Origin of the sequence: Acholeplasma equirhinis (genome assembly GCF_017052655.1) — a bacterium.
GTDB classification, from domain to species: Bacteria; Bacillota_I; Bacilli_A; order Acholeplasmatales; family Acholeplasmataceae; genus Acholeplasma; species Acholeplasma equirhinis.
In genome coordinates, this window is the sequence record NZ_JAFIDC010000001.1 from 286007 (window position 1) to 298024 (window position 12018).

Here is a 12018-nt window from a genome sequence, read left to right on the forward strand (position 1 = left end):
TTATTATGAAATATTCAATTGATTTTGTGAAAGAAACATTAAGTAATCATTTAAATATAACTTCAATTGAATATTTAGGAAGTGGCAATCATTCTGATGCATTTTTAGTGAATAAAAATTTAGTCGCAAAATTTCCAAAAAATAATCGTGCAAACAACAGTCTAATTAAAGAAATTGAATTATTAAAAAAACTTGACCAAAAAATTAAAATTGAAATTCCAAATGTTATCAAAACTGGTTTATTTAATTCAAACCACAATTTATATACCTTTTTTATTTCAAAGAAGATTGAAGGTATTCAATTAAATAAAACAAAATTAAATCAATTACCGTTAACAAAAAGGGAACTAATTTCTAAAAGTATTGCAGAATTTTTATACGGCTTGCATCATATTGAAAATTTAATCCAAATAAAAAGGAAAGATTTAGTTTTACTACATGGAGACTTTAGTTTAAATCATTTATACTTTGATACACAATTTAATTTGGTTGGTGTTATTGATTTTGCAGATAGTCGAATTGGTAAATTTATGTCTGATTTTAAATACTTATTAGATGATAATGATGAAGAAGAATTTGGAAGAGATTTTGGATTAATGGTATTAAAAATGTATCAGGAGATGAGATAAATGGCTGAAAATTTAAGTAACTTCAAGCTAGAAACAGAACGATTAATTTTAAGAGATTTTATAGAGAGTGATTTTGATTTCTATCAAAGTTTAGAAACTAATCCATATGCTATAACATATGAAAGAGATACAGTTCCAGATTTAAATGAATTATTAGAAAACTTTAAACAAATTTTAGAATTACAAGCATCAACTACGAGAGTGAAATATTCTCTGTTGGTAGTTGATAAGAATACATTAAAACCGGTTGGTAGAGTAGTTATGTGGCAAACAAATGTAGATATCAATGAATGGGAAATTGGATGGATGATAAAAAAAGAATTTAGCAGTATGGGGTATGCGACTGAAGCTGCTAAATCCTTAGAGGATTATGCTTTTAGTATATTAAAAATTCATAGACTTCAAGCACTTTGTCATGAAAAAAATTATTCGAGTGAGAAAGTGATGATTAAACTTGGTATGATTAAAGAAGGTCAATTAAGAAGTGTTAGAAAATTAAATGGCAAGTGGAATAATATGCTAATCTATTCAAAGTTGAATTGTGATTTATAAGTAATCTCGGATTAAAAATGTTGATTTTTATTTTCAAAGCATATACAATTAACTTGATGTAAAAAATATACCACGGGGGTAAGAAATGAGCGATAAAAACTTAGTCAGATTTTTACTGACATTTTTCTTGGGTTGGATTGGAAGTTTAGTTATTAACTTAACTGATCTTAAACCAGCAGGTTGGAGAAGTAGAACATTAGCATACTTGTTCTTAGGTATCATTACATTTGGTATCTATTCATTAGTAGCTTCAATCTGCAACCTAATCTTTGATCCAGCTAAACCATCAAACATTGGTTACGCAAGAGAATAATCTGTATATTAATTTTCAAAATATATCCGGTACTTTTCAAGTATCGGATTTTATTTTCACTTGAAAGTTCTATCTTCAAACAATTTTAGACTCAATTATGCTAAAATACGATAGAATACTACAAGAAACCACAAAAAGGGGATAATTATTCCGTGATTGATATTAAAAAATTTGATATGTTAAAGAAACCGTTGAAAGAAAGGTGGTATTTAACACCGCTTGCTTACGCATTAAGTTTTTCAGCAACAATTCCAAGAAGTTTAAAAGTTAACAAGGTAAATATGAAGGGGTTAAAACCACCGTATCTTTTACTTTGTACACACCATGCTTTTATCGACTTTAAAGTAACTACACATTCGATTTTTCCACATCGTGCAACTTATGTAGTTGCGATTGATGGATTTTTAAAGCGTGAATGGTTATTAAGAAATGTTGGTGCAATTGGTAAACGTAAATTTACACCTCAAGATACTGTACTTTTTAAACAACTTAAATATTCTTTAGAAAAATTAAAGAAAATTACAATTTTATATCCAGAAGCATGTTACTCTGTAATGGGTACAACAGCCGCACTACCTGATTCACTTGCTAAAATGGTTAAGATATTAAAAGTACCTGTTGTTGTCTTAAATATGCATGGTAATTTCTTAACTCAACCTGTGTGGAATATGGGTAATAGAAGAGTTCCTCTTGCAGCTGATATGACACAAATCGTTACTAAAGAAGAAATTACTGAATTACCAGTTGAAGAAATTAATAATCGAATTCATAAAGCGTTTGAATACGATGAATTTAAATATCAATTTGATCACCAAATTAAGATTAAAGATAAAAACAGAACTAAAGGCTTACACAAAGTTCTTTATCAATGTGATGCATGTGGTACAGAATTTATGATGGATTCAAAAGGTACTGAAATTTGGTGCGATGCTTGTGGTAAACGTCATTATCAAAATGAATATGGTCGTTTAGAAGCTAAAGATGGCCAAACAAAATACCCACACATCCCTGATTGGTATGAAACTCAAAGAGCATTTACGAGAAAACAATTAGAAGATGGCACATACTATTTTGAAGATGAAGTGTATGTTGAATCACTGCCAAATGCAAAAGCATTCTTACCGATGGGTGAAGGTAAATTAATTCATACCAAAGAAGGTTTTAAATTAACTGTAGATGATCCAAACTATCCACTTGAATTAGTTAAAGAATCATCATCACTTTATTCAGTTCATATTGAATTTGATTACAAATTAAGAAGTGATGGTGTCGTTGCAGATTGTATCGTATTATCTACACTAGAAGATACTTACTACATTTATCCTAAAAACAAACGTGATCAAGTAACAAAATTAAGATTTGCCGTAGAAGAAGCCTATAAGTTACTAAAAACATCATAAAATGCTGTTTTTTTATATAGGTTTTAGTTAGAATAAGATTAGTAAAGGATAGCGAATTATGTCATTTATTCTAGAAGCAATTATTGAAATTTTTGGTGAGTTGATTTTTCAACTGCTTGTAACAGTTATCAGTAAAGTTGTAGCGGTTGTATTTAAAAAAGTTGATACAAATCAAATGTTAAGAAGAGGATTGAAGTTTACATTTGTGTATGTTTTCTTCGGACTTGTCATTGCTCTGCTTGTTGGTTCAATGATTTATAGTACAAACTTCCTTATTGTCATCTCACTCTCGTATTTAGTTTATCAAGCTGTACTTTCACTATTGCAGATTATCAATAAAGATAGACCAAAACATCCACTCAACATAACGATTAGAATTTTTAAAACAATTGGTCATTATGTTTATCCAATTCTGTTAATTGTTTTTTCTGCAATATGGATTCAAAATGAAGATGGAAAATCAACGATTATTGTTTTATCAAGTATTGCCATATTTGTATGGTTTATGATTGATATGTACCGATTATGGCGTTACAATACTAAAATTAAGCAATCAAAAATAGAATTAGAAAACAAAGAAAAATATAAAGATATGTTTAGTCACTTTGAATAAAGAGGTAAAATTATGCTAATTAGTCAATACAAAATAAAGCTACCAAGCGATTATAATATGGAAATTATTAAAAATAGAGTGAAACAAAATGGCTTTAAAACAGATGGCTTTTATGGTTTAAATTTTAAACTTTATATGATTTCTGAAAAAGGTAAAAATGGTAATGAATTCAATAGTTATGCACCACTTTATTTTTGGAAAGATACAGAAGGATTGAATAAATTTTTATTTGACGGCTTCTACGATAACATATTAGGATCATTTGGTTGGCAAGAGGTTGTAACATTTATTCCACTTTTGAATAATCTACAGAAAATTTTGAATCAAGATATTAAGTATCTTTGTGAATTAGAAGGTGATATCCTTCCAAATAGCACTTTAAAACAGGTTAAATTAGAATTGATGGAAGAATTAAAAGAAATTAAAGATCTGTCTTATATCGTTTGTTATAATCCAACAAATTGGACATACAAGGTTTATGTTTTATCGAGCGATTTGGAGTCATTACTTCAACTAGATGGTGAAATTTATCAAGTACTTTATGTTTCAAAATAAGAAAAAGGTTGTTCGGATTTCGAACAACCTTTATATTTTATGCTTGATTTAAATATTTGAAAGTTAATTCATCTGAAACATAAAGTCTCCAGTTTTTACGATTAGGGTTCCAATCATATATCACACCAAAGATGTCAACAGTTAACGCATATTTTCCAGCTTCAACTTCATAATCAATTAAGAACTCTTCTAAATCTTCAACATCATTTTTAAAGTATAAACCATTATTAATGTATTGTGTATCGTTTTTAATATAAGTTTGATTTATGGTTAGTGCATAATCACTTCGTGTTGAGTTGTGTGTATCAAGATGTAAATAACCTGTAACTTTCAACATGGATTGAAGATAACCATTGTAAATATTTTTAACAAGTTCTTCGCGCTTTAAATTTAAGACATCTTGAAGTGATACTTCTTTATAATAAATTGTATCAAGTGTACTTGTACCTAATGATTTAATGTCTGTATTTGGATTGATGACATCAAATGTTGGTTGATAGATATAAGATTGATAATAACCTTGAACTTCATATACGGTATTTAAAGAAGTATAGTTATGAATTTTATCACCATGTAGTTTAATAAAGTTTTTACCGTCTGTAATATAGACAAGTGTAGTTTCATTTTCAACATCCATGAAGACAGTTCCACGGATTGTAATTGCTTGAGTTGAAATTGCTGTACCTTTATTATCAATTGGTAAGTTCATGATTAATGTCATTAAAAGATCGAAATCATCAATAACAACATCATAAAGATGTGTAAAATGAATACCTGCATTTTTATATGAATTTTCAAATTGTAAATCCCACTCAGTTGGATTGAAAGTAGAAGTTGGTTGAGTAACTTGCATGTTTCTTGTATAAACATGATCAACTGTACCATAAGTAGATTTAACTATCCAACCATTTTCTCCAGGTGTTTGATCTATTTTACCGAAAACATCAATCACTTCATCATTCTTGAGTAATGCAATTGCATCTTTACCAGTAAAGTTAAGTGCAGCACTTGATGCATAGCCAATGTCTTTAATATCTTGATTAGAATTTGGTGCATAGAAGACTAATGCTTCATTTGATGCAATCATACCTTCTAAATTGTAAATAAGAACAGAATCTAAACTACCGTTTTGATACACTGCAAGATCATAATTTGAAAGATCAACTGCATGATCAAATGGATTGTAAATTTCAATGTACTTTGTAGTTTCATAAGTTAAAGAACCTTCAAAGTATTCTGAAATAAATAAATCCATTTGTGGTTCTTCTGGTTCTTCACCTTTAGGTGGTTTGTAATATAGCATATTGTGTTGTTTTAAATTATCATACTTTTCAAAACCTAAGACTAACCATTCTGATTCAGTCCAAGTTGCATTTGGACCATAGACATTTGGTTTTCTAATAATTGTATTGTCTTTGGTTGCTGTTAAGTTTGAACCGATTTTATAACCTTCTGAAACTTGTTGGTTTAGATCACCAACAACATCAATTAATTGATTATTTTTAAAAAGTGCAATTGGATCATTTCCATTGAATGATACAACAACATTTGCAAGATCACCGTTTGCTTTAATCGTATTGTTAGCAGAGCCATGGTAAATAACATAAGTGTCACCATCTTTTAAAATACCTGAAAGTTGAAGTACATATTGTGCTTCAGCTTGTGCATTATTAAATAGTTTCACACTGTAATCAGCTAGATTAATATCTTGGCCAGTACCGTTAAAGATTTCAATGTACTTATTTTGACTTGAACCCTCAGAATATTCTGAAATAAATAAATCTGTTGCAAACATTTCATCTGGTTCAAGAACTGTTATTTGAATTGTAAGTGATTGTCCTTGAAAAGAAATCGAGATTTCATAAACACCAGGTAAATCGATGTTTAATTTTGAAAGGTCTAAATATTCATCTTTAACTTCAATATTTTGATTATTTGAATCTTTAATAATAAAGAATTGTTTATAATCAACAGTTCTGTCAAATAGCATAACAACTAATTCTAATGAATGATTCCAATCTAATATAAAAGTTGGTCCTAAATCAGGATTTATGACAGTTATATTAATTTCTTTAGATAAATCATTAAATGTAATTGAAACAGAATAAGTTCCTGCTTCATCTATATTAACTTCACTGAAATCAATCATCTCTATTGTGACTGGTATGAGGTTACCTTTATTATCGGTAATGATAAAGAAATTGGTAAAGTCAATTTCATCACCGATTTCAAAGATTGTTTCAGCGTTTGTGTTAATCGTAATTTGATAAATTATTGGATCTTCATCAATAGGTTCTAATTGCTCAGGGGTACATGCAACAACTAGAAAGAGTAGTAAGATACCCAATAATATGTTAGATAAATGCTTCATATTTTCTCCTTTTTAGGAATGGTAGTCTAAAGACTATTATATCATGAGAACAATTTTACTTTCGTTGATAATATAAATATATAAAGATACGTGTACAATAGTAAGTAAGTAAGAAATAGAGAGGTTCCTATGAAATACTGTCCATATTGTGGAAATGAACTCATAAAAGATTATGTTGATCATGTAAATGTAATGCGTTGTACGCACTGCGATTTTATTGATTGGAATACTTGGGTTAATGTTGCATGTTGCGTGATTGCAGTAAATGAACAAAATCAAGTCTTATTAGTTAAATTAAAAGATACTGGGAAATTAACATTTCCTGGTGGATACCGTAATTTAGGAGAAACATTAGAAGAAGCTGCTAAACGTGAATTCATGGAAGAAACTGGTGGAATGCAAGTTTCTAATTTAGAACTTTTTAGGATTTACACTAAAGATGAACAAAGGTTGATCTGGGTCATATATAAAGGAAAAGTAGAATCTGGAACTTTTAATGAAAATGATGAAACAGATGAAATGATCTATGTAGATAAATATACAGAAATTGATGAAACTTTATTTAGAGGTAAATTAACACAACAACTCTTCAAAGAATTCTTTAGCAAATGAAAGTGAGACTACATGTTAAAAAAGATTGTTATTAAATTAGGTATGATTGTTTCTGCAATTTTAGGTATCATATTGTCTATGATGACGTCAGAAGATGGATTTATGAGTGGACCATCTTTACTTTTATATTTCACTATACAAAGTAACATTTGGATGTTAGCAATTGCATCCGTTGGTATTTACTTTGATTTAACTAAAACGGAAGTTAAACAAAGTTATTATGTTGCAAAATACATTCTAACAACTGGTATTTTACTAACCTATATAGTTTTCTCAGTACTTTTGTCACCAACAATGCCACTTTCTTATTTATTAAGTCCTTCTAATTTATTTTTACACACCTTAACTCCGATACTGTCAATGCTAGATTATTTACTAAGTGATAAAAAAATTGAACTTAAAGGTCAAATGATTTATGGCTTAATTACTCCAGGATATTATTTAGTTTTTGCCTATATACTTTATGGATTTGGTGTTAAATTTGGTGGTTTAAACTTTCCTTACTTTTTCTTAGATTTTGAAACAAATGGATGGTTTGAGTTAACAAGCACTTCAATTGGAGTTATATATTGGTATGTGATTGTTTTTGGGATTATGTTGCTGATCAGTTATTATACAAAATTTTTCAAACATCGATTAAATAAAAATATTCCAGTATACGTAACAACTGGAATGATATTACTTACAATTATCATGACCGTGTTTAGAGCATCACTTTCTTAAGGTATAAACATCAGAAATTCAAAAGATTATTAAGTAGATTCGTAACAAAGAGAATTTGTAAAGTAGGCTATCACAAGTCTACTTTTTTTGTGTTAAAAATCTTTATTATAGAAAAAATAACAAAATTGCTAACTGGGATAGCAAAATGATTGATATGTTAATTTAAAAAGCGTAAACTGTTATCAGTTAAAAAAAAGGAGGTTCATATGGCAAGTAGAGAAGAAGTCTTAGAACTGATTGAATCATTTAAAAATCTACATCCACAACATGTTGTTGAGAAAGCACAATTTGAACAACGTGGCATGAATTTCGTAGTGAAATATTTAGCAAAAAATGGGGGTACAACCTATACATTTGAACTGGCAAATGTTATGGGCATATCAACCGCAAGAGTTTCAAATCTGATCAACAAACTTGAACAAAAAGGTTTTGTTGAAAGAAAAATAGCAGAAAATGATGCAAGAAAGACCATTTTAATTCTTACTGAGCGTGGTAAAGAATATCATGAAGAAATGGAAGAAAAGTACTTTATGATGATGTCAAAGATGATTGATGTCATTGGAAAAGAAGAAATTCTTCAATTTATTCAGACATTTGGAAAAATGCAAACATTTTTTGAATCACATATAGATAATCAAGAAAAGGAAGACAAACATGATTAAATTACTCAAATATTTCAGAAAAATTGATGTTTTATATCTTGTTGCAATCGTTGGTTTGATTGTATTCCAAATTTGGCTTGAAATGACAATGCCAGATTACACATCAAAACTTACACAATTAATTGCACAAGAGCAACAAATACCAGGTACACTTAATATGAGCGATGTCTGGTACAACGGTGGCATGATGTTACTGTGTGCTGCAGGTGTTATTATCGCTATGATGCTTGCAGGATTCTTTATTGCAAGAATGGCAAGTGATTGGAGTTTTGAACTTCGTAAAGAAACGATGATGAAAGTTACGACTTTCTCAAATGCAGAAATGAACGAGTTCACTACACCTTCATTAATTACACGTACAACCAATGATATTGTTCAAGTTCAAAATTTTGCAGCGATGGGATTCCAGTTCATGATCAAAGCACCAGTAACTGCGATTTGGGCATTATTCAAATTATCAAATACATCATTAGAATGGACAACAGCTACACTAGCAATCGTTATTGCGATTTTAGTGGTTATGATTTCTCTTGTTGCAGTTTCAATGCCAAGGTTCAAGAAAATTCAAAAACTTACTGACGATTTAAATGATGTTACAAGAGAAAATGTCTCAGGTGTTAGAGTAGTTCGCGCATTTAATGCTGAACGATATCAAAATGCTAAGTTTGAAAAAGTAAACAAAGATGTAATGTCTAACAACTTATTTGTTTCAAGAGCAATGGGTATTATGCAACCATTCATGATGTTATGTATGAATGGATTAACAATTGCGATTTACTTCATTGGTGCAATATTAATTAATGAAGCTGCAATGATGGATAGACCTGCAGTCTTAGGAAATATGCTAGCTTATACTTCAATTGCTATGCAAGTTGTTATGTCATTTATGTTCTTAGTTATGATTGCTGTTATGCTTCCTAGAACACAAGTTGCTGCTGGACGTATTCGTGAAGTCTTAAAGAAAGAACCAAAAATTAAAGATGGTAAGAATTTAGACCAAGCAACAGAACAAGGAACGATTGAATTTAAAAATGTATCTTTCTCATATGTTGATGATGCATCACATAATGCCTTAAGTAATTTAAACTTCAAAGTTAAGAAGGGTGAAACTTTAGCAATTATTGGTTCAACAGGTTCAGGTAAAACTTCGCTTGTTAATTTAATGACACGTTTCTTCGATACAACTGAAGGTGAAGTTATTATTAATGGTAAAAACGTTAAAGATTATAAATTAGAAGATTTAAATAAAGTTGTATCAATGGCAACACAAAAAGCAATTCTTTTTGGTGGAGATGTTAAGAAGAATATCACTTACGGTGATACGTATGATAGCGATAGATTTAATAAAGCTGTAAGTCTTGCTCAAGCTAATTTCATTTATGAATTAGAAGGTGGCGAAGATGCAACTGTAGCACAAGGTGGTACAAACTTCTCAGGTGGTCAAAAACAAAGACTATCGATTGCAAGAACACTTTATAAGAATGCAGATATCTTTATTTTTGATGATACATTCTCAGCACTAGATTATAGAACTGATATGTTAGTTAGAAAAGGTATCTCTGAAAATCTTAAAGATAAGACAATTGTTATTGTTGCTCAAAGAATTGGTACAATTCGTCAAGCAGATCAAATTCTTGTTTTAAATGAAGGTAAAATTGTTGGAATGGGTAAACACGAAGACTTACTTAGAAATAATGAAGTCTATCGTGATATTGCATTATCACAATTATCAGAAGAAGAACTTACAGTAAAGGAGGCTATCTAATATGCACGGTTCACATCCAGGTAGAGGTGGCGAAAAAGCCAAATTCAATCCAAGATCATTTAAAAAGATCTTAAAATATATGGATAAGTATGCTGTTGGATTAGTTTTCTCAATCATACTTGCTATCGGTTCAGCTGTTACAACAATTGTTGGTCCAGACAGAGTTTCTGAACTTTTAAATGAAATCATGGGTTCTATGATGACTGGTATCAATATGGATACAGTTACAAATATGGCCCTTGGTATCTTAATTTTATACATCCTTAGTGCAACATTTGGTTACCTGCAACAATTCATTATGGCAACCATTACTCAAAAGACTGCAAATAGATTAAGAAGTGATATGGATAATAAATTATATCGCTTACCACTTGCTTACTTTGATAAAAATCAAAAAGGTGATATTTTATCAAGAGTAACAAATGATGTTGATACAATTGCACAATCATTATCTCAATCCATTGCAAACTTATTCTCATCAATAATTTTATTTATTGGATTATTAATCATGATGTTTATTTCAAACTGGGTGTTAGCACTCGTTACAATTTTCTCATCTATGATTGGTATGATCTTCCTTCCAATGATTGTTAAGAAATCTCAAAAATTCTTTAGAAGCAATCAACAATTACTTGGTAAATTAAATGGTCAAATTGAAGAAGTATATACTAACCATAATGTCGTAAAAGCATTCAATGGTACAGAATCAGAAAGAGCAATCTTTAATGATACAAATAATCTATTAAGAAAGAGTGTTTGGAGAAGCCAATTCTTATCTGGTCTAATGGCTCCTGTGATGATCTTCGTTGGTAACTTATCGTATATTTTAATTTTCGTCGTTGGTTCAATTCTTTACTTAAATGGCTTTACAGTCGTAACAATTGGTACTTTAGCATCATTCGTAATTTATGCTAGATTATTCTCAACACCACTTCAAACATTTGCACAAGCAATGACAGGTATGCAACAAGCATCAGCAGCAGCCGATAGAGTATTTACTGTATTAGAAGAACCCGAAATGAGAGATGAAACAAATCTTGAAACAAACATTGATAATGTTCAAGGTAACATCGAATTCAAAGACGTTAAGTTTGGTTATTTTGCAGATAAAGAAATTATTCATGGTTTCTCTGCATCAATCAAAAAAGGACAAAAGGTTGCGATTGTTGGACCAACAGGTGCGGGTAAAACAACGATTGTTAATTTATTAATGAAATTCTATGATGTTAATCAAGGTGATATTGTGATTGATGGTGTATCAATCCATGATATGAAACGTGAAAGCATTCATAATTTATTTGATATGATTCTACAAGACACATGGTTATTCAAAGGTACATTAAGAGAAAACTTAGTCTACAACAAAGAAAATGTATCAGATAAAGAACTTGATAGAGTTTGTGAAACTGTTGGCTTAAAACACTTTGTTCAAGCACTTCCTAATGGTTATGACACCTTCTTAGATGAAAGTGCTCAATTATCAGAAGGTCAAAAACAACAAATCACAATTGCGCGTGCAATGATTAAAGACGCTCCACTCTTAATCTTAGATGAAGCAACTTCATCAGTAGATACACGTACTGAATTATTAATTCAACGTGCAATGGATGAATTAACTGTTGGTAGAACATCATTTGTTATTGCACACAGATTATCAACTATCCGTAATGCTGATATTATTCTTGTTTTAAAAGATGGTGACATCATTGAACAAGGTAATCATGAAACGTTACTTGCTAAAAACGGCTTCTACGCTGAACTTTACAATTCACAATTCCAAAACGTTTAATCATAAAATGAGCTTGAAAAACAGCTCATTTTTT

General features: G+C 29.9%; 12 protein-coding genes. 11 read left to right on the forward strand and 1 reads right to left on the reverse strand.

The window, feature by feature from the left end; genetic code table 11:
- Window positions 1–5 precede the first annotated feature (5 nt).
- The 6 genes from JV173_RS01300 to JV173_RS01325 all read left to right on the forward strand — a co-directional run bounded on the left by JV173_RS01300 (window position 6) and on the right by JV173_RS01325 (window position 4062).
- Entirely contained in the window at window positions 6–629 is a 624-nt protein-coding gene (locus JV173_RS01300) for a phosphotransferase (RefSeq protein WP_205734485.1), read from the forward strand.
- Window positions 630–1181, forward strand: coding sequence for a GNAT family N-acetyltransferase (locus JV173_RS01305; protein WP_205734486.1), 552 nt, complete (start codon window positions 630–632; stop codon window positions 1179–1181).
- An 85-nt stretch (window positions 1182–1266) separates the two neighbouring features.
- On the forward strand, window positions 1267–1494 hold the full coding sequence (locus JV173_RS01310) for a hypothetical protein (protein ID WP_205734487.1): 228 nt from the start codon (window positions 1267–1269) through the stop codon (window positions 1492–1494).
- A 152-nt stretch (window positions 1495–1646) separates the two neighbouring features.
- Entirely contained in the window at window positions 1647–2894 is a 1248-nt protein-coding gene (locus JV173_RS01315) for a lysophospholipid acyltransferase family protein (RefSeq protein ID WP_205734488.1), read from the forward strand.
- Between the two features lie 58 nt (window positions 2895–2952).
- Complete coding sequence (locus JV173_RS01320; RefSeq protein ID WP_205734489.1) at window positions 2953–3507, forward strand: hypothetical protein; 555 nt, start codon at window positions 2953–2955, stop codon at window positions 3505–3507.
- 12 nt (window positions 3508–3519) lie between these two features.
- Window positions 3520–4062, forward strand: a complete 543-nt coding sequence (locus tag JV173_RS01325) for a DUF4865 family protein (protein ID WP_205734490.1) — start codon at window positions 3520–3522, stop codon at window positions 4060–4062.
- Window positions 4063–4099: 37 nt separating this feature from the next.
- Here JV173_RS01325 and JV173_RS01330 read toward each other — a convergent pair whose 3' ends face one another.
- The gene (locus JV173_RS01330; protein WP_205734491.1) at window positions 4100–6433 is read right to left on the reverse strand and encodes a lamin tail domain-containing protein; all 2334 of its coding nucleotides are present in this window, start codon (window positions 6431–6433) and stop codon (window positions 4100–4102) included.
- Between the two features lie 129 nt (window positions 6434–6562).
- Between JV173_RS01330 and JV173_RS01335 the strand changes: the two genes are divergently transcribed.
- The 5 genes from JV173_RS01335 (at window position 6563) to JV173_RS01355 (ending at window position 11984) form a co-directional block, all read left to right on the forward strand.
- The gene (locus tag JV173_RS01335; RefSeq protein WP_205734492.1) at window positions 6563–7045 is read left to right on the forward strand and encodes an NUDIX hydrolase; all 483 of its coding nucleotides are present in this window, start codon (window positions 6563–6565) and stop codon (window positions 7043–7045) included.
- Between the two features lie 12 nt (window positions 7046–7057).
- Window positions 7058–7768, forward strand: coding sequence for a Pr6Pr family membrane protein (locus JV173_RS01340; protein WP_205734493.1), 711 nt, complete (start codon window positions 7058–7060; stop codon window positions 7766–7768).
- Between the two features lie 206 nt (window positions 7769–7974).
- Window positions 7975–8430 carry a MarR family winged helix-turn-helix transcriptional regulator gene (locus JV173_RS01345; protein ID WP_205734494.1) on the forward strand — a complete coding sequence of 152 codons (456 nt, stop codon included), beginning with the start codon at window positions 7975–7977 and terminating at the stop codon, window positions 8428–8430.
- Window positions 8423–10195 (forward strand): ABC transporter ATP-binding protein, encoded by a 1773-nt coding sequence (locus tag JV173_RS01350; RefSeq protein ID WP_205734495.1) that lies wholly within the window; start codon window positions 8423–8425, stop codon window positions 10193–10195. Before JV173_RS01345 ends, JV173_RS01350 begins: the two co-directional genes overlap by 8 nt.
- A 1-nt stretch (window position 10196) precedes the next feature.
- Window positions 10197–11984: an ABC transporter ATP-binding protein gene (locus JV173_RS01355; protein ID WP_205734496.1), complete on the forward strand. Its 1788-nt coding sequence runs from the start codon at window positions 10197–10199 to the stop codon at window positions 11982–11984.
- The last annotated feature ends 34 nt before the right edge of the window (window positions 11985–12018 follow it).